The organism is Micromonospora sp. NPDC047465, assembly GCF_040643125.1.
In the GTDB taxonomy this organism is placed as follows: Bacteria; Actinomycetota; Actinomycetes; order Mycobacteriales; family Micromonosporaceae; genus Micromonospora.
Genome location: NZ_JBEYTP010000005.1, coordinates 72355 through 92579 on the forward strand (window position 1 = coordinate 72355; position 20225 = coordinate 92579).

A 20225-nucleotide genomic window follows, 5' to 3' on the forward strand; every position below is an offset into this window, starting at 1 on the left:
CAGCCCGGTCAGTCCCCCTCGAAGCGGATCTCCATCTCGCGGTCCGGCCGGCAGTGCCGCGCCAGCAGGTCCAGGCGGCGCACGTGCGTCACCTCGGGCGTCGTCCGGGCCACCTCGGCGAGGCAACGCAGTTCGGCGAGGAGCTGCGCTGCCTGGTCGGCGGGGACCACCAGCTGACCGACGGGGTCGACCCGGTCCAGCATCGGGGTACGCCCGGTGCCACGGACCCGCTCGACGAGATCCAGCAGCACGTCGTCGGGATCGGGCAGCACCTCGGCCGGCACGAGGCGGCGCCGGCCCGAGCGCGCCCCGACCACCCGGTAGAGGACGACGTCGACCCCCATGCCCGGTCCCCCTTCGTCGAGCACCGTCCGTCGCGTGGCGACGACGACCTGCGCTCACCCGTTGGTACGACAAGTCTGCGCGCACCGGCCGCGGTAATCCATCACCCCGCCCGCACAGGTGGGAGAGCTTCTGCCCGTGGGGCCGCGCCGGCACCCGCCCCGGCCTCGGACCCGTCCCGCCCCGTCATCCCGACCTCGGAGCCGTCCCGCCCCGGTCGATCCGGCCGGTCGCACACCCGCCCCGCAGCCCGGCGCCCGGCCGGGGCGGGTGGACCGGGCGCGTGGTCGTCGGGTCCCGCCGACCGTAGGCTGGCGCTGTGCCAGAGGATCCACCACCGCCGGCCTGCACGAGGGTCGGGCCCCGCCGACCGCGCCGCCCACGATGCCGGCGGCCGGCCACGGGGAGCGGAACTGTTCGCCGGGGGTGCCCACGGTGGCGGCGAAGCGGGGCGTCGCGGTGAGCCGGGAGCCGGCCGGCACCCGGGCGACGCACGAGGCGCTCCCGTCGGCGATGCGCGAGGCGGTGGACGACTTCGCCGGGCACCTGGCCGGGGTGCGCAACCGGTCCGCGCACACGGTCCGGGCGTACGTCGGCGACGTGGTGTCGCTGCTGGACCACGCGCGCCGGATGGGCTGCGCCGAACTGGCGGAACTGGACCTGACGGTGCTGCGCAGCTGGCTGGCGAAGCAGCGGACGATGGGCGCCGCGCGGACGTCGCTCGCCCGCCGGGCGGCCTCGGCGCGGGCGTTCAGCGCCTGGGCGCACCGCTGCGGGCTCCTTTCCACCGACGTGGCGGGTGCGCTGGCCAGCCCCCGCGCCCACCGGGACCTGCCGACCGTGCTCCGCGCCGACCAGGCCGCCGCGCTGGTCGAGGCGCCCGGCCGGTCCGCCCCGGGCGCGCCGACGCCGCTGGACACCGTCGCCGGGTCACGGCCCCGAGTCCTGGCGCCGGGCGGACGCCTCACCGCTCCGGACAGTGCTTCCGGGCCGACGGAGACGGACACGACGGACGGAGACCCGGCGGCGCACACGGCGGACGGGGACGCGGCGGCGCACACGGCGGGCGGCACCGCCAGGGCCGACGCCGCGAGCGGGGCCACGGCGGAGGGGGCCACGGCGGACGGTACCGCCGAGGCCGTGGTGCTGCGGGACAGGGCGCTGCTGGAGCTGCTCTACGGCACGGGCGTACGGATCAGCGAGGCGTGCGGCCTCGACATCGCCGACGTCGACCACGCGCGGCGGGTCGTGCGGGTGTTCGGCAAGGGCGGCCGGGAGCGCGCGGTCCCGTACGGGGTGCCGGCGCAGCGGGCGCTCGACGAGTGGCTGCGGCACGGCCGCCCCGCGCTGGCCGGGCCGCACTCCCGGGAGGCGCTGCTGCTCGGCGCCCGCGGCGGGCGGCTCAACCCGACGACGGCCCGACGGATCGTCAGCGGGTACGCCGAGGCCGCCGGGTTGCCCCCGGTCAGCCCGCACGGGCTGCGGCACTCGGCGGCGACCCACCTGCTGGAGGGCGGTGCCGACCTGCGGGCGGTGCAGGAGTTGCTGGGGCATTCGTCCCTCGCGAGCACGCAGATCTACACCCACGTGTCGGTGGAGCGGCTCCGCGCGGCCTACCGTCAGGCCCATCCCCGCGCCTGAGCGGTGGGAGGGAGCCGGACGGCCATGCCCGACGTCGCGGCGATGGCCCGGCCGCTGGGGCCGCCGGGGTGCTGGCCGGTGTGGTCGCCTGGCAGCTGCGTCGCCGGCGTCGACTCTCAGGAGCGGCGCGGCGACGAGCCCGGGCCGTCCGGGGCAGAGCCGCGGAGCAGCACGTGCGGCGGCCGGCCCAGGTCCAGACACATCCGCACGTCGTCGTAGCGCTCGTCGCCCACCTCGATGACGTTCGGCAGCCGGCCCCATTCGCGGAACCCGAGCCGCTCGTAGAGCTCGATGGCTCCGTGGTTGTTGCCGCGTACGCCCAGCGCGAGGGTCTCGATACCGGCCTTGCGGGCGTCGTCGATGAGCGCCCCGGTGACCAGCCTGCCGATGCCTCGGCCGCGGGCGGCCGGGTGCGCGGTGATCTTCTCCAGGTCGGCGTAGTGGGCGAAGATCGGCTTCGGGCCGCGCCGCCACAGCCCGGTGCCCACGACCCGGGAGTCGAGCACGGCGAGGACCAGCGCGGCGTCGCCGGCCCCGACCAGGCTCAGCACCCCGTCCAGCCAGGCGTCGGTCTCGGCGCGGCCGGGCGGGACCGCGTACCCGATCGCGCCACCGTGCTCGGCAACCGCGTGCAGCACCCGGTGCACGTCGGCGCGGAGCTGTTCGTCGGCGGCGGTCGGCCAGCGCAGTTCCACGAGGGTCTCCACGATCCGCCATTCTGCGGGATCGAGCGGGGTCGACCGGCACGGACACCCGGCGGAACGCCGGCCGGAGATCCACCGGCCGCTACGATCACCGGGTGAGCGTCCCGCAGCCGCCAGAGCCGATCGCGGCAGCCCGCCTGCTCTTCTCACTCGACCCGGCGGTCAGCCACCTCAACCACGGCTCGTTCGGCGCGGTCCCGATCCCGGCGCAGCGGGCCCAACAGCGGCTGCGCGACGAGATGGAGGCCAACCCGCTGCGCTTCTTCACGCAGGGGCTGGTCGACCGGATCACGCACACCCGCCGCCACTTGGCCGGATTCCTGGGCGCCGACCCGGACGGCACCGCCCTGGTGCCGAACGCCACCACCGGCGTGGCGGTGGTGCTCCAGTCGCTCGGCCTGCGCCCCGGCGACGAGGTGCTCACCACCGACCACGGCTACGGCGCGGTCGGTCTCTCCATCGCCCGCGAGTGCCGCCGTACGGGGGCGGTCACCCGGGCGCTGCGGGTGCCGCTGGCCGCCACCGACGAGGAGGTCGTCGAGATCGTCCGCGCGGGGCTGCGCCCCGGCCGGACCCGGCTGCTCGTGGTGGACCAGCTCACCTCGGCCACCGCCCGGCTCTTCCCCGTCGCCGCGATCGTCGGGGTGGCCCGGGAGCACGGAATACCGGTCCTGGTCGACGCCGCGCACGCCCCGGGCATGCTGCCGACCCCGGTCGGTGGCATCGCCGCCGACTTCTGGGTGGGCAACCTGCACAAGTGGGCGTACGCGCCGCGCGGCAGCGCCGTGCTGGTGGTCGCGCCACCGTGGCGGGAGCGCATCGAGCCGCTGGTCGTCTCGTGGGAGCAGGAGTCGGGGTTCCCCGGTCGGGTCGAGTGGGCGGCGACGCAGGACTACACCGGCTGGCTGGCCGCGCCGGTGGGTCTGTTCACGCTGCGCAGCCTCGGCGTCGACCGGGTACGGGCGCACAACGCCGCACTGGTGGCGTACGGCCAGCGGGTGGTCGGGGACGCGCTGGGGGTGGCCCCCGCCGACCTGCCGAACCCCGGCGGGCCCGGGGTCGCCATGCGGATCGTCCCGCTGCCGGCGGGCCTGGGGACCACGTTCGACGCGGCGCGGGCGCTGCGGGAACGCATCGCCGAGCGGCTCGCCACGGAGGTGGCCGTCATGGCCTGGAACGGGCGGGGCTGGCTGCGGCTGTGCGCGCAGGTCTACAACACCGCCGACGAGTACGAGCGCCTCTCGGTGCGGCTCCCCCCGCTGCTCGCCCAGCGCTGAGCCGCCGCCCCACCGCCGGCCGCCCGACGACGGGCCGGTGCCGGCGCCGTCGAGCGGCAGCAGCCGCACCGGGCCGAGGCCGAGCAGCGCCAGCGGGTCGAGGTACTCCGCCCCGCGCCGCAGCCCCCAGTGCAGGCAGGCCGGGGCGGGGCAGCCGGGGTGGCCGGCGAGCAGCGCGCCCAGCGGCGCCCCGGCGGCGAGCCGGTCGCCGGGGTGGACCGCCGGTGACACCGGCTCGTAGGTGGTCCGTAGTCCGTCGGCATGCCCGACGCTGACGACCGGGCGTCCGGCGACCATGCCGGCGAAGACGACCGTGCCGGCACCGGCCGCCCGCACGGTGGCACCCGGCGCGGCGGCCAGGTCGACGCCCCGGTGGCCGGGCAGCCACGGCTGCGGCGGCGGGTCGAACCGGCGGACCGGACGGGGCACGCCGTCGAGCGGCCACCGGAACCGCGCCGCCTCGGGCGCCGGGGCCTCGGACGCCGCCGGACGGCCGGGTGCCACGGCCGCCGCCGCCCCGGCCGGCGCCGGACCCGGCCCCGTGGCCGACACGGCGGCCGGCCCGAGGGACAGCAGGGCGGCGCAGAGCGCGGCGACGCCGGTACGGGTTGCTGGTCGCATGGGCGCAGCCTGCTCGGCGAGCGTCCCGCCCCGCCACCCCGGTCACCCACCCCTGTGGACAACGGTCTTCTGTGGACAGCAACCGGAACCTGACGTGATCTGCTATTGCGGGCTCGACCGGCGCCCCTCCCGTTCCCACCGCCACGAGGCGTCCCCCGACCGGCGGGGCCGATGCCTACGCTGGGCCGGTGACGCGGGACTGGTACGCCTGGCACGCCGATTACGAGGACCCGGGGTCGGCGCTGTCCCGCCGGCTCGCCGAGGTGCGGCTGCGGGTCGGGGAGGCGCTCGACGCGGCCCCGCCCGGCCCGCTGCGGGCGGTCAGCCTCTGCGCCGGGCAGGGACGCGACCTGATTCCCGTGCTGGCGGCCCACCCCCGCCGCGACGACGTGACCGCCCGGTTGGTGGAGATGGACCCCCGCAACGCGGCGGTGGCCCGGTCGGCCGCCCGCGCGGCGGGTCTGTCGTCGGTGGAGGTGGTGGTCGGCGACGCGGCGCGCACCGACGTGTACGCGGATCTCGCCCCGGCCGACCTGGTGCTGGTCTGCGGGGTGTTCGGCAACGTCGGCGAGGCGGACGTCCGCGCCACGGTGCGGCACTGCGCGGCGCTCTGCGCGACCGGCGGCACCGTGTTCTGGACCCGACACCGGCGCAGCCCCGACCTCGTGCCGACCATCTGCGGGTGGTTCGCGCAGGAGGGCTTCGTGCCGGTGGCGGTGAGCAGCCCGGCGGACGGCGTGGGGGTGGGCGTGCACCGGTTCCTGGGCGAGCCCCGTCCACTCCCGGCCGGGGTGACGATGTTCGCGTTCGTCGACTGAGACCGGGCACACTGGACGATCAGGTCGGGGGCGAGTTCGAGGGCCGCGTGGCGGGTGGGAGCACCGACGGGGCCGGGCGCGCGCCCGGTGGTCGGGCCACCGGGCGGGACGTGGGCGGTGGGTCAGCCGCCGAAGCCGGAGTCGGCGGGGAGGGAGATGTCGGGCTTCTCCAGCTCCTCGACGTTGACGTCCTTGAAGGTCATCACCCGGACGTTCTTCACGAACCGGGCGGGACGGTACATGTCCCACACCCAGGCGTCGTGCATCTCGACCTCGAAGTAGACCTCGCCGTCGGAGTTGCGCACGTGCAGGTCCACCTGGTTGGCCAGGTAGAACCGGCGCTCGGTCTCCACCACGTAGGAGAACTGGCGGACAATGTCGCGGTACTCCCGGTAGAGCTGAAGCTCCATCTCGGTCTCGTACTTCTCGAGATCTTCCGCGCTCATCGCACTCCGCCTTCCATGACCACATCTTCCCCCACCGACGCCGGAGGCCGAGGCTGCTCGCCCAACGCCACGCCGACGGTACCCCCTGCCGGCCCGGAGCGCTCCATCGGCTCGTCCGGCCTTGCGCCCACCGGGCGACGTGCCCTGGGTGGGGCGCCGTCCCGACCGGACACCACCGCCACGTTGACGTACGAAAACCGGTGCTCCCGGCACGGCCCCCGCTCCCGCAGCGCCGCGCTGTGCTCCGGCGTGATGTAGCCCTTGTGCTCGGCGAACCCGTAGCCGGGGAACGTCCCGTCCAGCTCGACCATGATCCGGTCCCGGGTCACCTTGGCGAGCACGCTTGCCGCCGCCACGCAGGCGGCCACCCGGTCGCCCTTCCACACCGCCAGCCCCGGCACGTCGAGGCCGTCCACCCCGAAGCCGTCGGTCAGCACGTACTCGGGCCGGGTGGCCAGCGAGGCGAGGGCGCGGCGCATCGCCGCCAGGTTGCACACGTGCAGGCCCCGCTCGTCGACCTCCTCCGCCGGGATGACCACCACGGAGTACGCCAGGGCGCGGCCGACGACCTCGTCGTAGACCCGCTCCCGGCTGGCCGGGGTGAGCAGCTTCGAGTCGGCCAGCCCGTCGATCTCGCCCCGGCGCCCCTCGGGCAGGATCGCGGCGGCGGCGACCAACGGGCCGGCGCAGGCGCCGCGGCCTGCCTCGTCGGCACCGGCGACGTGCCGGAAGCCGCGCCGCTGCAACGCCCGCTCCAGCGCGTAGAGCCCGCCCTCGCGGCGGACCACCGTGCGCGGCGGCGTCAGCACGGCACACCTCCGTCGGCCGCCGGCGCCTCGGCCAGCGCCCGGCTCAGCACCGCCGGCAGGTCCGGCGGGTAGTAGCGCTCGTCGGTGGCGGCCAGCTCGGCCAGCGGCCACCACCGGTGGGCGGCGACGCTGGCCCGCTCGATCTCGCTGAAGCCGGCGGTGTCGACCTCGTGATCCGCCACCCGCACCAGGAAGAACTCCTGCTCCTGCCGGTACCACACGCCGTCGAACGGGAACTCCGTGACGTCGCGGTGCACCGGCGCGCCGAACGCCGGGGCCGGCAGCCGCAGCCCGGTCTCCTCGGCCAACTCCCGCGCGGCGCCCTCGGCGTACGTCTCGCCGGGGTCCAGGCCGCCACCGGGGGTGAACCACCAGCGGCCGTGCTCGGGACGGGCCGGGTCGGAGCCGCTGAAGAGCAGCACCCGACCCGCCGCGTCGACGAGCAGGACGCGGGCCGCGCGCCGCGGGGTGTAGTCGGTCACCGCACCAGCCTGCCAGACGCCGCCGACAACGCCCACGCCCGGCGGCCCCTACGGCTCGGGGATGCCCTCGAACCCCTTCGGGACACTCAGCCAGGTGGCCCGGTTGACCGGCCAGAAGACGGTGAACGCCCGCCCGACGACCTCGTCCTCGGGGATGGTGGCTGTCGTGATGTCCTGCCCGGACTGCTGCCAGTGCTCCAGCGAGTCGCCCGACGCCTCGCGGTGGTCGCCCATCACCCAGAGCCGTCCCTCCGGGACGGTGATGTCGAACTCCTCGGCGGTCTTGTCCCCCGGATAGATGTACGGCTCGTCCAGCGGCTTGCCGTTGATCACCAGCCGCTCCTGCGGGTCGCAGCAGACCACGTGGTCGCCGCCGACGCCGATGACCCGCTTGATGAAGTCCTCGCCGTCGGGGTTGCTGCTCCACTCAAGGGGGGCCTTGAAGACGATCACCTCGCCCCGGCGCGGCGACCGGAAGTCGTAGACCAGCTTGTTGACCAGCACCCGATCGTCGATCTGGAGGGTGTTCTCCATGGACGGGGAGGGGATGAAGAAGGTCTGCAGCACGAAGGCTCGCACCAGCACCGCGACCAGGATCGCCACGCCCAGGAGGATGGGCAGCTCCTTCCAGAAGGAACTGCGGGGCTTGTCGGTCTGCTCGTCAATCACGGATGGAGCCTACGTTGCCCGGCTGGGCGCCACCGTCCGGAACGCGCGAGAACGGCCAGCGCGGCCACGAACGGGGCGAGCAGCACCACCCCGCCGCCGGGCGTGGGACGCACCGGGGGCGGAGCCCCGGTGGAGACGGCGGGCGGATCGGCGACGTCGTCGAAGGTGGCCGGCACCGACAGCGTGCTCCACCGCGACGACGGCCAGACCACCGCGAAGGCGCGGCCCACCACGTTGTCGATCGGCACCGGCCCCTGGCAGCGGGCGTCCTGGGAGACCAGCCGGTGGTCGCCCATCACGAAGATCTGCCCGGGCGGGACCAGGACCTCCTCGAAGCGCCGGGACCGGCACTCGCGGGGGTTCGGCGGGATGTCGAGCGGCGAGTCCCGGATGACGTACGACGACTCGTCGAGCGGCGTGCCGTTGACCAGCACCCGGCCCTGGGCGTCGCAGCACTTGACGCGGTCACCGGGCAGCGCGATGACCCGCTTGATGAAGTCCTTCTCGCCGGGGCGGCTGACGCCGACAAGGTCGCCGACCGTCCGGCCGAGCTTGCCCACGAACCCGGGCTCCGGCTGCTCGTCGACCTGTGGGGCCCACCGGTCGGTGCCCCGGAAGACGACCACCTCGCCCCGCACCGGGTCGCGTACGTCGTAGACGACCTTGTTGACCAGGACCCGGTCGCCGACGAGGAGCGTGTCCTCCATCGAGCCGGAGGGGATGAAGAACGCCTGGAGCAGGAAGGTGCGGATCAGCACCGCGAGGCAGAACGCGACGACCAGCAGCAGCGGCAGCTCCTGCCAGAGCGGCATCTGACGGCGGGGACGTCGCGCCCGGCGACGCCACGGGTCGACGCCGCCGTCCTCGTCCAGCGTCTGCACCACGCCACTCCCCGGTCAGCCGATATGACAACTACCGCCCGGGAGCCTCGTCGAGGCCCCCCGGGCGGTAGTGGACGTCTCCCCGCCCTCGTGGCGGGGCGTCGCCCGGCTGCGCCCGTACCGACCAGGGTAGTGCGGTCCGGTCGGTACGACACGCGCGCAGCTCGGGCGGCGTGGCGAGCGTGAGGTCAGCTCGGCTGCTTCTCGCGCTTCTCCTTGATCTTGGCCTTCTTGCCCCGCAGCTCGCGCAGGTAGTAGAGCTTGGCGCGACGCACGTCACCGCGGGTCACGACCTCGATCCGGTCGATCGCCGGGCTGTTGATCGGGTAGGTGCGCTCGACACCGACACCGAAGCTGATCTTGCGGACCGAGAAGGTCTCGCGCAGACCGTCACCCTGGCGGCGGATGACGACGCCCTGGAAGATCTGGACACGGGACCGGTTGCCCTCGACGACCCGGGCGTGCACCTTGACGGTGTCACCGGCACGGAAGTCGGGGAGGTCGGTCCGCTTCGACTGGGCGTCAAGGGCGTCCAGGATGTTCATCGCTGCGTCCTCGTGAGGCTCACGGCGCACCGTCAATCGGTGCGCGGGTGGGTGATTCTGATCCCCGGGTGTGGTCGGTGGCCCGACCTCGGTCGAGGATCCTCGCAGCCGTCCGCGGCGCGGCCGGTTGCGGCAACCCCCCTACTTTGCCACATCCCCCGGGGGCACCTGAAATCCGGCCCCGTCCAGCGCGGCGATGTCCCGCTTGTCCAGGCGCTCCGGGTCGAGCGCGGCGAGCATGTCCGGGCGGCGCCGGGCGGTGCGGGTCAGCGCCTGGTCCCGCCGCCAGCGGGCGATCCGCCCGTGGTCGCCGGAGCGGAGCACCTCCGGCACCTCCAGCCCGCGCCAGGTCGCCGGCTTGGTGTACATGGGGGCCTCCAGCAGCCCGTGGGCGTGCGACTCCTCGTCCAGCGAGCCCGCGTTGCCGAGCACCCCGGGCAGCAGCCGGGTGACCGCCTCCAGGATCACCAGGACGGCCACCTCCCCGCCGAAGAGGACGTAGTCGCCGAGGGAGACCTCGGTCACCGGCATCCGGGTGGCGGCGTGGTCGAGCACCCGCTGGTCGATGCCCTCGTACCGGCCGCAGGCGAAGAGCAGGTGCGGCTCGGCCGCCAGCTCGTGCGCCATCGCCTGGGTGAAGGGGGCACCCGTCGGCGCGGGCACCACCAGCCGGGGCGGGGCCACCTCCGCCGGGGCGAGGGCGTCGAGCGCCTCGCCCCACGGCTCCGGCCGCATCACCATGCCGGGCCCGCCACCGTACGGCGTGTCGTCGACCGTGCGGTGCACGTCGTGGGTCCAGCTCCGCAGGTCGTGTACGGCCAGCCGCAGCGTGCCGTTCGCCCGCGCCCTGCCGATCAGCGACAGGTCCAGCGGGGCGAAGTACTCCGGGAAGATCGACACGATGTCGACGCGCATGCGGGGGTGCTCCAGCAGCTCTACAGGTCGAGCAGACCGGCCGGCGGGTCGACGACGACACGACCGCCGGCGAGGTCAACCTCGGGGACGATCGCCTTGACGAACGGGATGAGCGCGGTGCGGCCCTCGGGGCGGCGCAGCACCAGCAGGTCGGAGGCGGGGGCGTGGTCGATCCGGGCCACCTCGCCCAGCCGCTCGCCGCCCGGGGTGACCACGGCCAGCCCGACGAGCTGGTGGTCGTGGAACTCCTCCGGGTCCTCCGGCGGGGCGACGTCGGCGCTGTCGACCGCGACGAGCGTGCCGCGCAGCGCCTCGGCGACGTCCCGGTCCAGCACGCCCTCGAACGCCACCAGCAGCCGTCCCTGGTGCCAGCGGGCGGCTTCCACGGTCAGCTCGGCGGGAACCCGGAACGGCTCCCCGTGCTCGGGCGCGGCCTGCTGCGGCGGCGCCGCTCCCGGTTCGGTACGCAAAACCGAACCGGGAGCGAAGCGCGCTTCGGGCTCGTCGGTCCGCACCTCCACGGTGACCTCACCGCGGATCCCGTGCGGCTTGCCGATCCTGCCGACGATGAGCAGCATCAGTACGAGTCGACGATGTCGACGCGTACGCCGCGCCCGCCGATGGAGCCGATCACCTGGCGCAGCGCCTTGGCGGTCCGGCCGGACCGCCCGATCACCGTGCCGAGGTCCTCCGGGTGCACGCGGACTTCGAGCCGCTTGCCCCGACGGTTGTCGACCAGCCGGACGCGCACGTCATCGGGGTGGTCGACGATGCCCTTGACCAGGTGCTCCAACGCCGGACGCAGTGCCATGTCAGGCCTGCTCGCCGGAGTCCGCACCGGCCTGCTCCTCGGTCTTCGGCGCCTCCTCGGCGGCCGGAGCCTCGGCCTTGGCGGCCTTCTTGGCCGGCTTGGCCGGGGTCTCGGCCAGCCCGGCGGCGGCCTTCGCCTCGGCCTCGTACGCGGCGGTGCGGTCGACCCGCTCCGCGGCGACCTTCAGCGGCGGCGGGGCCGGCAGGCCCTTGAACTTCTGCCAGTCACCGGTCAGCTCCAGCAGCCGCTGCACCGCCTCGCTCGGCTGGGCGCCGACGGACAGCCAGTACTGGACCCGCTCCGACTTGACCTCGATCACCGAAGGGTCTTCCTTCGGCTGGTAGACCCCGACGAACTCGATCGCCCGGCCGTCGCGCTTGGTGCGCGAGTCGGCGACGACGATGCGGTACTGCGGGTTGCGGATCTTGCCCATCCGCAGGAGCCGGATCTTTACGGCCACAGTTGTTTCGCTCCTGTTGCGATCTCACCAGCCCTGACGAGGGCGGTGCACGGGTGAGCGCCGACCGGCACAGTGGGGTTTGGGCCGGAGACTGCTCGGTGGACTGGCGCGGTGCCCGGGTTAGAGGGCGCCGGACACACGCCGGATACCAGCCAGCCATTCTGCCAGATCGGGCCCGGATCTCTCACACCGGACCGCCCGGGGTCACCCGCGCAGCGACGGAAGTGACCGAAAACACACCCTGCCGGGTCAGCGCACGGGGGCGCGGTCCCAGCCGGGCGGAAGCTCGTCGGGAGTGGTCCACTCCGGCGGCGGGGCGAAGTCGCACCAGGTGCCGTCGAAGGGGAACTCCCCCGCCTCGGCCAGCGCGATCACCCGCTTGCCCTCGGCCCGGACGGCGTCGGGGTCGGGGACCCAGTAGTGCGTGGGGAAGGCGAGCCGCTCGACGAACTCGTCCTCGTCCTTCCACTCCCAGCCCAGGTCCGGCCGGACGACCACGTCGAGGTCCTGGTCCACCATGTCGACCCCCGCGAGCGCGCCGTCGTCCCAGCGCACCCCGGGCTCCTCCAGGTTGACGTACCAGGCGGCGAAGCGGTCGTGCGCATCGCGGAACCACCACACCGAGTGGCTTGCCCCGGTGGGCAGGAACTTCAGCACGGGCGGGCCGTTCCACCGGCCGGCGGCCAGGCGGTAGGACGAGGAGATCCACTCGGCGAACGGCACCGCCCGCATGCCCAGCCCGGCCTCGGTGACCTCGCTCGCCACCGGGGAGTTCCGGGCCACCCAGAGCACCAGGCCCCGGTCGTCGTCGCTCACCACCCGTGCGGTACGCACCCAGCCGATCCGGCCCCGCCGCACGTTGCGGTGCACGATCAGCCGCCCCGGTTCGAATCTCACGCCCCGACCCTACCGGCACCGACACCGACCGCCGGCAACCCGCTCAGCGTGTGCGGAAGGGCCCTTCCCAGCACCGAGGTCGCCGGGAAAGGGCCCTTCCGCACACCTCAGTAGGCGCGGGCCAGGATGGCGACGAGGTCCGGCTCGTCCTCGGTGTCGGGCACGGAGCCGTCGGCGCGCACCAGGCAGCGCACGGTGACGCCCTGCCCGTTGGCCTCCGCCTCGCCCTGGACGCCGACCGCCGACCACGGCACCCGGGCCCAGCCGGTGGCGGCCGCCTCGATCGCCTCGGCCAGGGTCGACACCTCGACGGTGCGGGACTGGCGGTGCGCCAGGGCCTGGTCGTGCAGCGCCCGCTGGTCGGCGTCGAGGGCGGCCAGCACGGTGGTGACCACGTCGGCCACGGCCGTCGGGGACTTCGAGCCGTCGGTGCGCCGGACCACGACGGCGTTGCCGGCGGCCAGGTCGCGGGGGCCGACCTCGACGCGTACCGGATAGCCGCGCAGCTCGGCGTCGACGGCCCGGCGGCCGAACGGGGTGTCGGTGCGGTCGTCGAGCGCGACCCGGACGCCGGCGTCGCGCAGCGCGTCGCGCAACTTGGCCGCCGCCTCTCCGACGCCCTCGCCGTCCTTGACCACCATGACGTACGCCTGCACCGGCGCCAGCTTCGGCGGCACCCGCAGGCCGTTGTCGTCGCCGTGGCACATGATCAGGCCGCCGAGCATCCGGGTCGAGGTGCCCCAGGAGGTCGTCCAGGCGTGCTCCCGGCCACCCTCGGCCGACGAGTAGCTGATGTCGAACGCCTTGGCGAAGTTCTGCCCCAGCTCGTGGCTGGTGCCGAGCTGGAGGGCCTTGCCGTCACCCATCATGCCTTCGCAGGTGTAGGTGGCGGTCGCGCCGGCGAAGCGCTCGCGGGCCGTCTTCAGGCCGACGACCACCGGGATGCCGAGCACGTTGACCATCAGGTCCTCGTACGCCTCGTGCAGGATCCGGCGGGCGTAGGCCCGCGCGTCGGAGCGGGTGGCGTGCGCGGTGTGCCCCTCCTGCCACAGGAACTCGCTGGTGCGCAGGAAGACCCGGGGGCGCAGCTCCCAGCGGACCACGTTGGCCCACTGGTTGAGCAGCAGCGGCAGGTCCCGGTAGGAGTCGATCCACTTGGCCATGAACTCGCCGATGACGGTCTCGCTGGTGGGGCGCACCACGACCGGCTCGGCGAGCTGCTTGCCGCCGCCGTGGGTGACCACCGCGAGCTCCGGCGAGAAGCCCTCGACGTGCTCGGCCTCCCGCTTGAGGTAACTCTCGGGGATGAAGAGCGGGAAGTACGCGTTCTCCGCGCCCGCCGCCTTGATCCGGGCGTCCATCTCGGCCTGCATCCGCTCCCAGATGGCGTAGCCGGCCGGTCGGATGACCATGGTCCCCCGGACCGGGCCGTTGTCGGCCAGCTTCGCCTTGGCGATCAGGTCCTGGTACCAGCGGGGAAAGTCCTCCGCACGGGGAGTGAGCACGCGTGCCATGACCGCACATCCTATGCGTCGGCCGTCCGGACGGCGCGATCGGGCGCGGTGTCGTCGTCAGCTGCCGGGACGGCCGGGTGCGGCGGGCCGGGGGCGTACGCCACGATGGCAGCGTGAACAACGGCAGCCGGTCCAGGGACGCGATCGTCGATGCCGCCCGGGCGCTGACGGTCGCGAGCGGTTGGGACGCCGTCCGGATGGGGGCCGTCGCGCGGGCGGCCGGGGTCAGCCGGCAGACGGTCTACAACGAGTTCGGCAGCAAGGCGGGGCTGGCCGAGGCGCTCGCCCGGCGGGAGGTCGACCGGTTCGTCGGCGACGTGCGCGCCCTCCTGCGCGCACACGGCGACGACGTCCGGGCGGCCGCGCACGCCACCATCTCGCACACCCTCACGCAGGCGGCCGGCGACCCGTTGATCAAGGCCGTCCTGACCAGCACCGGGGGCGGCTCCGACGAGCTGCTGCCCTACCTGACCACCCGGTCGGAGCTGGTCCTGACCGAGGCCACCGAGGTGCTCCTGGAGTGGGCCGACGGCGTGCTGCCGGACGCCGACCGGGCCGCGGTCGCCTTCGCCACGGACTCGGTCATCCGGTTGGTGATCAGCCACATCGTCCTGCCCGGCGCCCCGGTCGCACAGACCGCTGCCGCCCTCGCCGACCTGGCGGTGTACCTGCTCCTGCACGCGGTCACCCAGGGCGCCCGCACCGGCTGACCGGCGCGGCACCGGGCGGGAGCACCCGCCCGCCGGCTCGCCGGCGGGCGGGCACGGCAGGTCAGCGGACGACGCGACCGCGCAGCACGATGCGGGCGGGGCTGCGCACGGCGCGCAGGTCGGCGCGCGGGTCGTCGGCGTAGACGACCAGGTCCGCGAGGCCGCCCTCGACCAGGCCGGGGAAGCCGAGCCACTCGCGGGCCCGCCAGGAGGCGGCGGCGAGCACGTCGGTCGTGGACATGCCGGCCCGCTCGTGCAGCAGCAGCATCTCCTCCGCCGCGAGGCCGTGGTCGATGCCGCCGCCCGCGTCCGTGCCCACGTAGATCGGCACCCCCGCCTCGTACGCGGCCCGCACCACCTCGGGGAAGCGGTCGCGCAGGGCGACCATGTGGTCGGCGTAGCCGGGGAACTTGGCGCGCGCCTGGTCGGCGATGCCGCCGAAGGTCTGAATGTTGATCATCGTGGGGACCAGGGCGGTGCCCCGCCGGGCCATCTCGTCGATCAGGTCGAGGCTCAGCCCGGTGCCGTGCTCCACCGAGTCCACCCCGGCCCGCACCATGATCTCGACGGCCGACTCGGAGAAGGTGTGCACGGCGGCCCGGACGCCGGCGGCGTGCGCGGCCTCGACGGCGGCGGTCATCGTGTCGGCGTCCCAGGCCGGGGCCAGGTCGCCGACGCCCCGGTCGATCCAGTCGCCCACCAGCTTGACCCAGCCGTTGCCGGCGCGCGCCTGCGCGGCCACGGTCGCCGCCACCTCCGCCGCGCCGACCTCCACGCCGATGTCGCGCAGGTAGCGCTTCGGCGGCGCGATGTGCCGGCCGGCGCGGGCCAGCCGCGGCAGTTCCTCGGCGTCGTCCAGTTCGGGGTACGGGTACGGCGACCCGGCGTCGCGGATCGCGAGGACGCCGGCGTCCCGGTCGGTGCGGGCCAGCTCGCGGGCCTGGTCGAGCGAGGTGATCGGGGCGCCGCCCCGGGCGATGCCGATGTGGCAGTGCGCGTCGATCAGGCCGGGCAGCACGAAGCCGCCGTCGGCGATGGTCTCCGCGTCCGGTACCGGGGTGAAGGTCACCCGGTCCCCGACCAGCCACAGGTCACGGACCTCGTCGTCGGGCAGCACCACGCCGCGTACGTGCCAGGCCATGCGTCCTCCGTCTGCGAGCGAAAGGGCGGTCCGCGGCCATTCTCCCCGGCCGGCGCGGGCCGGGTCCCGCCGGGCCACCTCGGCGGGCGGCGGGCCGGCGGGGCGGCCCGGACGCCGACGGTCCCACTCCGTCGTTGCCTCGTCACGGAGAGGCACGAACGATCGATTGACATATTTCTTTATGTACACATGTCTTGCTGAAGGGATCTTCCGTCGCCAGGATGCACCCAAAGTGCCCGAACCTGGGGGCACACCCGGTTTCGCCTCACAAAAGGAGCGTCGGGACAGTGGCACCACGACGATGGCGAATGGCAGTGGTCGGCCTGGCGGTCGGCCTCACCCTCCCGATCGGCGCCGGCGGACCCGCCGCCGCCGGACCCGACCCCGCCCGGGCCGAGGCCCGGGCCGTGGCCGAGAAGGTCGACAAGAAGCTCACCGCCCGGCTCGCCGGCCAGACCAAGGCCAGCTTCTGGGTCTTCCTGGACAGCAAGGCCGACCTGACCGGCGCGGCCAAACTCCGGCGCAAGGCGGACAAGGCCGCGTACGTCCACCGCACCAAGACCGCGCACGCCGCGCGCAGCCAGGCGGGCCTGCGTGCCGCGCTGGCCGCCGAGGGCGCCGAGTTCACCCCGTTCTGGCTGGTCAACGCGATCAGGGTGACCGGCGACGCCGAACTGCTCGGCGACCTGGCCGTCCGCTCCGACGTGGCCGAGATCCTCGCCGACGACCCGGTCGACATCCCGAAGCCGCTGCCCGGCGAGACCGTTCCCGCCACCGACGCGGCGGAGTGGAACATCGACCGGGTCGGGGCTCCCCGGGTCTGGAACGAGCTGGGCGTACGCGGCGAGGGCGTCGTGGTCGCCAACATCGACAGCGGGGTCGACGTCACCCACCCCGCCGTGGCCGCCAGCTACCGGGGCCGCAACGGCGACGGCACGCTCGACCACAACTACAACTGGTTCGACCCGGCCGACGTCTGCCCCACCGCCGCCCCCTGCGACAACAACGACCACGGCACGCACACCATGGGCACGATGGTCGGCTCGGACGGTGCCAACGTGATCGGCGTGGCCCCGGGCGCCCGGTGGATCGCCGCCAAGGGCTGCGAGACCAGCAGCTGCTCACGGGCGTCGCTGCTCGCCTCCGGCCAGTGGATCGTCGCGCCCACCGACCTCAACGGCGCGAACCCGCGCCCCGACCTCGCCCCCGACATCGTGAACAACTCCTGGGGCTCCAGCGCCTACGACCCGTGGTACACCGAGACCGTCTCGTCGTGGGTGGCCGCCGGCATCTTCCCGGCCTTCTCCAACGGCAACAGCGGCCCGAGCTGCAACACCTCCGGCAGCCCCGGGTCGTACACGATCAGCTACAGCTCCGGCGCGTTCGACGTGAACAACGCGATCGCCAGCTTCTCCAGCCGGGGCACCGGCGAGAACAGCGACATCAAGCCGAACATCGCCGCGCCGGGCGCCAACGTACGCTCCTCGGTGCCGGGCGGCTACGCGTCCTTCAGCGGCACCTCGATGGCCTCGCCGCACACGGCGGCGACCGTGGCGCTGATGTGGTCGGCCTCGCCGGCCGTCCAGGGTGACATCGCCGAGACCCGGCGCATCCTGGACGACACCGCGATCGACGTCAACGCGCTCACCTGCGGTGGCACCGTCGACGACAACAACGTCTTCGGCGAGGGCCGGCTCGACGCGTACGCGGCGGTCAACGCCACCCCCCGGGGCGCCCTCGGCGCGCTGGGCGGCCAGGTCACCTCGGGCGGCGCACCGCTGGCCGGGGCCAGCGTGACGGTCACCGGCCCGATGGGCCGCGCCACCACCACCGCCGCCGACGGCTCCTACGCGTTCGACCGGCTGATGGTCGGCGCGTACACCGTCTCGGTGAGCAAGTTCGGCTACCTGACGGCGACCACCTTGGTGACGGTCACCGAGAACCAGACGGTCGACGCGGACGTCACCGTCGAGCAGGCCCCCTCGGCCACGCTCAGCGGCACCGTGCGCACCTCGGCGGGCCCGGCCGGCGGCGCCAGCGTCACCGTCCTCGGCACCCCGCTCGCCACCACCGCCGACGAGCAGGGCCGCTACCAGGTGACCGTGCCGCAGGGCGTGTACGACGTCCGCTTCGCGCACGCGTACCGCTGTTCGGACGTCGTGACCCGGCCGGCGCAGGTCGGCGCGGACACCGTCCTGGACGTCACCCTGCCCGACCGGGTCGACGCCTTCGGGTACGCCTGCGGCGCGGCCGGGGGGTCCTTCGTGAGCGGCACGGAGCTGATGCCGCTGACCGGGGACGACCGGACCGCGCCCGTCACGCTGCCCTTCCGGGTGCCGCTGTACGGCAAGTCCTACCGGCAGGCCTGGGTGAGCACCAACGGCGTGCTCGGCTTCGGCACCGCGTCAACCAGCCGCGCCAACACCGCCCTGCCGAACACCGCCAACCCCGACCTCGCGCTCTTCCCGTTCTGGGACGACCTCTACGTGGAGGCCGACTCGGGGATCTACACCGCCGTCACCGGCGCCAGGCCGAACCGCACCTTCGTCGTGGAGTGGCGCAACGTGTCGGTCTTCGCCGACCGGTCGACGCGGCTGACCTTCAGCGCCGCCATCGGCGAGGACGGCTCGATCACCTACCGGTACGCCGACGTCGACGGCACCGGCGTGGAGACCGGCACCGGCGCGACGATCGGCCTGGAGAACGTCGACGGCACCGTGGGCTTCGAGTACTCGTACAACGCCCAGGCGATCGCCGACGGCACCGCGATCGCGTTCCGCACCACCCGCACCGGGGTGCTCTCCGGCGTGGTCACCGACGCCAACGACGGGCACCCGGTCGCCGGGGCCACGGTGACCGCCCGGACGGGCGACGCGACGACCACGGAGACGACCGAGGCCGACGGCTCGTACCTGATCCAGGCCCCGACCGGCGCGGTCGAGTTCGATGTCGAGAAGGAGCACTACGAGCCGGCCGCCGGCACGGTGGCGGTGTCGGCCGGCGGGGCCGAGGTCCGCTCGCCGGCGCTGCGCACCGCCCGGGTGGCCACCCCGACGACCGAGCTGACCGTCGTCGCGGCGGCCGACCAGACCCGGGGCCGGCAGATCGCCCTCAGCAACACGGGCGCGCTGGGCACCGACGTCACGGTCACCGAGCTGAACGCCGACGGCGCGCCGCAGGACATCGGCTGGCTGGCGCTCTCCGGCGCCACCGGCACCCTGGCCAGCGGTGGCCGGCACACCGTCGGCGTGGCGGTCAGCACCGCGGGCCTGACCCCCGGCACCCACCACCGGGCGAAGCTGCGGATCACCTCGGCCAGCGGCCGCCAGCCGGTCCTGGTCGTCCCGGTCACCCTGGTGGTACCGAGCCACGTCCTGGCGATCGACGCCGGGGCGGGCGCGGCGCGGGCGGACGTGGAGGGTCAGACCTGGTCGCCGGACCGGGCCTGGGTCGCCGGCGGGGCGGGCTACCTCGGCAACTCCAGCCGGCAGTCGACCGGCACCCCGATCACCGGCACCAACGACCCGGCCCGCTTCGCGGACCTGCGGGAGGGGATGTACGAGTACCGCGTCGACGGGCTCGCGGACGGCTACTACACGGTGGAGCTGGAATTCGCCGAAGTCCGCCGGCAGTCGCCGGACAAGCGGGTCTTCGACGTGCTGCTCGAGGGCCAGGAGGTCCTGCCGTCCCTGGACGTGGCGGGTGAGGTGGGCAGCTTCGCCGCGCTGAGCCGGACGTACACGGTGCGGGTGACCGACGGCCAGCTCAACGTGCGGTTCGTGACGCACAAGGGCTTCGGCGCGCCGATCGTCAACGCGCTGCGGGTCACCGACCGGCCGGACCTGGTGTCCTGACCGGTCGCACGGAAAGCGGGGCCCGGCCGGTCACGGCCGGGCCCCGCCCGGGTGGACCGGTGCGGTCAGCCGCCGTCGCGCGCGAGCAGCCCCGCCCGTCGCGTCGTCAGCGCGGGCAGGTCGACGGAAACCTTCCAGGGCCGCTCGGTGACGAAGAGGTCCTCGGTGTGGGTCACCACCTCGTACTCGCCGGTGGGGCCGAGCGTGTATTCCGTCAGGGTCATCCGCTCGTGCAGCGGGTCGACCACCCAGTACGTCCGCACCCCGGCGTGCGCGTAGACCTTCGCCTTGTCGTAGAGGTCGCGGAACGTGGAGGTCGGCGAGAGGACCTCGACGGCCAGCAGGGCGTCCTCGACGGGGACGGGCGACCGGTCGGCGTGTTCGCGGCGGATCGCGACCACGTCGGGGCGGGGTTCGTTGCGGCGGTCGATCCGCATCGACAGGTCGATGCTGACCAGGTAGTCGGCGGGGCAGTTGACCTCGAGAGCGAGCAGCAGTCGCACGCAGAGGTCCTGGTGCACGGCGGTGGGGGACGGCACGATCAACCTTCCGTTGACCAACTCGTACGGAAGGTCCTTCGGCAGGTCACCGAGGTCGTCAACCGTCCATTCCGACCGCTCGGGCAGGATGGGTGCCACGGTCATGACTCCTCCTTCCAGGGGCGACATCACCCTAGGCAAGGATGACG

Annotated in this window: 20 protein-coding genes and 2 pseudogenes; 5 read left to right on the forward strand and 17 right to left on the reverse strand. The window is 74.2% G+C overall.

Annotated elements, in window-relative coordinates; genetic code table 11:
- Positions 1-8 precede the first annotated feature (8 nt).
- Positions 9-344 (reverse strand): hypothetical protein, encoded by a 336-nt coding sequence (locus tag ABZ793_RS07390; RefSeq protein WP_357453352.1) that lies wholly within the window; start codon positions 342-344, stop codon positions 9-11.
- A 511-nt stretch (positions 345-855) separates the two neighbouring features.
- Here ABZ793_RS07390 and ABZ793_RS07395 point away from each other — a divergent pair.
- Positions 856-1983: a tyrosine recombinase XerC gene (locus ABZ793_RS07395; protein WP_357453740.1), complete on the forward strand. Its 1128-nt coding sequence runs from the start codon at positions 856-858 to the stop codon at positions 1981-1983.
- A gap of 116 nt (positions 1984-2099) precedes the next feature.
- Here the strand turns inward: ABZ793_RS07395 and ABZ793_RS07400 are convergent, their stop codons facing one another.
- A complete protein-coding gene (locus ABZ793_RS07400; protein ID WP_357453355.1) occupies positions 2100-2690 on the reverse strand; it encodes a GNAT family N-acetyltransferase in 591 nt (196 codons plus the stop codon).
- Between the two features lie 92 nt (positions 2691-2782).
- Between ABZ793_RS07400 and ABZ793_RS07405 the strand changes: the two genes are divergently transcribed.
- Positions 2783-3964, forward strand: a complete 1182-nt coding sequence (locus tag ABZ793_RS07405) for an aminotransferase class V-fold PLP-dependent enzyme (protein ID WP_357453358.1) — start codon at positions 2783-2785, stop codon at positions 3962-3964.
- Between the two features lie 45 nt (positions 3965-4009).
- Here the strand turns inward: ABZ793_RS07405 and ABZ793_RS07410 are convergent.
- Positions 4010-4414: pseudogene (locus tag ABZ793_RS07410) on the reverse strand (M23 family metallopeptidase); the annotation flags it as partial.
- Positions 4415-4773: 359 nt separating this feature from the next.
- Here ABZ793_RS07410 and ABZ793_RS07415 point away from each other — a divergent pair.
- A complete protein-coding gene (locus ABZ793_RS07415) occupies positions 4774-5403 on the forward strand; it encodes a class I SAM-dependent methyltransferase (RefSeq protein WP_357453361.1) in 630 nt (209 codons plus the stop codon).
- Positions 5404-5525: 122 nt separating this feature from the next.
- Here ABZ793_RS07415 and ABZ793_RS07420 read toward each other — a convergent pair whose 3' ends face one another.
- The 12 genes and pseudogenes from ABZ793_RS07420 to proS form a co-directional block, all read right to left on the reverse strand.
- Complete coding sequence (locus ABZ793_RS07420; protein ID WP_007075222.1) at positions 5526-5849, reverse strand: DUF2469 domain-containing protein; 324 nt, start codon at positions 5847-5849, stop codon at positions 5526-5528.
- On the reverse strand, positions 5846-6658 hold the full coding sequence (locus ABZ793_RS07425; protein WP_357453363.1) for a ribonuclease HII: 813 nt from the start codon (positions 6656-6658) through the stop codon (positions 5846-5848). Before ABZ793_RS07425 ends, ABZ793_RS07420 begins: the two co-directional genes overlap by 4 nt.
- Entirely contained in the window at positions 6652-7140 is a 489-nt protein-coding gene (locus ABZ793_RS07430; RefSeq protein ID WP_350704872.1) for an NUDIX domain-containing protein, read from the reverse strand. Before ABZ793_RS07430 ends, ABZ793_RS07425 begins: the two co-directional genes overlap by 7 nt.
- A gap of 48 nt (positions 7141-7188) precedes the next feature.
- Entirely contained in the window at positions 7189-7809 is a 621-nt protein-coding gene (lepB, locus tag ABZ793_RS07435) for a signal peptidase I (RefSeq protein ID WP_357453366.1), read from the reverse strand.
- A gap of 9 nt (positions 7810-7818) precedes the next feature.
- Positions 7819-8693 (reverse strand): annotated as a pseudogene (gene lepB / locus ABZ793_RS07440) (signal peptidase I).
- Between the two features lie 185 nt (positions 8694-8878).
- Positions 8879-9235, reverse strand: coding sequence for a 50S ribosomal protein L19 (gene rplS, locus ABZ793_RS07445; protein ID WP_089001547.1), 357 nt, complete (start codon positions 9233-9235; stop codon positions 8879-8881).
- A 141-nt stretch (positions 9236-9376) separates the two neighbouring features.
- Positions 9377-10150 (reverse strand): tRNA (guanosine(37)-N1)-methyltransferase TrmD, encoded by a 774-nt coding sequence (trmD, locus tag ABZ793_RS07450; RefSeq protein ID WP_357453369.1) that lies wholly within the window; start codon positions 10148-10150, stop codon positions 9377-9379.
- A gap of 20 nt (positions 10151-10170) precedes the next feature.
- Positions 10171-10725: a ribosome maturation factor RimM gene (gene rimM / locus ABZ793_RS07455; RefSeq protein ID WP_357453743.1), complete on the reverse strand. Its 555-nt coding sequence runs from the start codon at positions 10723-10725 to the stop codon at positions 10171-10173.
- Between the two features lie 2 nt (positions 10726-10727).
- Entirely contained in the window at positions 10728-10988 is a 261-nt protein-coding gene (locus ABZ793_RS07460; RefSeq protein WP_176737275.1) for an RNA-binding protein, read from the reverse strand.
- Complete coding sequence (rpsP, locus tag ABZ793_RS07465) at positions 10963-11421, reverse strand: 30S ribosomal protein S16 (protein ID WP_350704864.1); 459 nt, start codon at positions 11419-11421, stop codon at positions 10963-10965. The genes ABZ793_RS07460 and rpsP overlap by 26 nt, the downstream gene beginning before the upstream one ends.
- A gap of 249 nt (positions 11422-11670) precedes the next feature.
- Positions 11671-12318, reverse strand: a complete 648-nt coding sequence (locus tag ABZ793_RS07470; RefSeq protein WP_357453374.1) for a DUF402 domain-containing protein — start codon at positions 12316-12318, stop codon at positions 11671-11673.
- Positions 12319-12425: 107 nt separating this feature from the next.
- Entirely contained in the window at positions 12426-13832 is a 1407-nt protein-coding gene (gene proS / locus ABZ793_RS07475; protein ID WP_357453377.1) for a proline--tRNA ligase, read from the reverse strand.
- Between the two features lie 113 nt (positions 13833-13945).
- Here proS and ABZ793_RS07480 point away from each other — a divergent pair, with 113 nt between their 5' ends.
- Positions 13946-14542 carry a TetR family transcriptional regulator gene (locus tag ABZ793_RS07480; protein WP_357453379.1) on the forward strand — a complete coding sequence of 199 codons (597 nt, stop codon included), beginning with the start codon at positions 13946-13948 and terminating at the stop codon, positions 14540-14542.
- A 61-nt stretch (positions 14543-14603) separates the two neighbouring features.
- On the opposite strand, the gene ABZ793_RS07485 is transcribed toward ABZ793_RS07480, so the two are convergent.
- Positions 14604-15683: an amidohydrolase family protein gene (locus ABZ793_RS07485; protein WP_357453382.1), complete on the reverse strand. Its 1080-nt coding sequence runs from the start codon at positions 15681-15683 to the stop codon at positions 14604-14606.
- Positions 15684-15991: 308 nt separating this feature from the next.
- Here ABZ793_RS07485 and ABZ793_RS07490 point away from each other — a divergent pair, with 308 nt between their 5' ends.
- Positions 15992-19537, forward strand: a complete 3546-nt coding sequence (locus tag ABZ793_RS07490) for a S8 family serine peptidase (RefSeq protein WP_357453385.1) — start codon at positions 15992-15994, stop codon at positions 19535-19537.
- A 65-nt stretch (positions 19538-19602) separates the two neighbouring features.
- Here ABZ793_RS07490 and ABZ793_RS07495 read toward each other — a convergent pair whose 3' ends face one another.
- On the reverse strand, positions 19603-20181 hold the full coding sequence (locus ABZ793_RS07495) for a Uma2 family endonuclease (RefSeq protein WP_350704854.1): 579 nt from the start codon (positions 20179-20181) through the stop codon (positions 19603-19605).
- Positions 20182-20225: the final 44 nt, after the last annotated feature.

Coding starts and splice junctions, on each gene's coding strand:
- proS (WP_357453377.1), bottom strand. CDS start 13,832: ATGGCACGCGTGCTCACTCCCCGTGCGGAGGACTTTCCCCGCTGGTAC.
- ABZ793_RS07495 (WP_350704854.1), bottom strand. CDS start 20,181: ATGACCGTGGCACCCATCCTGCCCGAGCGGTCGGAATGGACGGTTGAC.
- ABZ793_RS07390 (WP_357453352.1), bottom strand. CDS start 344: ATGGGGGTCGACGTCGTCCTCTACCGGGTGGTCGGGGCGCGCTCGGGC.
- ABZ793_RS07395 (WP_357453740.1), top strand. CDS start 856: ATGCGCGAGGCGGTGGACGACTTCGCCGGGCACCTGGCCGGGGTGCGC.
- ABZ793_RS07420 (WP_007075222.1), bottom strand. CDS start 5,849: ATGAGCGCGGAAGATCTCGAGAAGTACGAGACCGAGATGGAGCTTCAG.
- trmD (WP_357453369.1), bottom strand. CDS start 10,150: ATGCGCGTCGACATCGTGTCGATCTTCCCGGAGTACTTCGCCCCGCTG.
- ABZ793_RS07485 (WP_357453382.1), bottom strand. CDS start 15,683: ATGGCCTGGCACGTACGCGGCGTGGTGCTGCCCGACGACGAGGTCCGT.
- rplS (WP_089001547.1), bottom strand. CDS start 9,235: ATGAACATCCTGGACGCCCTTGACGCCCAGTCGAAGCGGACCGACCTC.
- ABZ793_RS07490 (WP_357453385.1), top strand. CDS start 15,992: ATGGCAGTGGTCGGCCTGGCGGTCGGCCTCACCCTCCCGATCGGCGCC.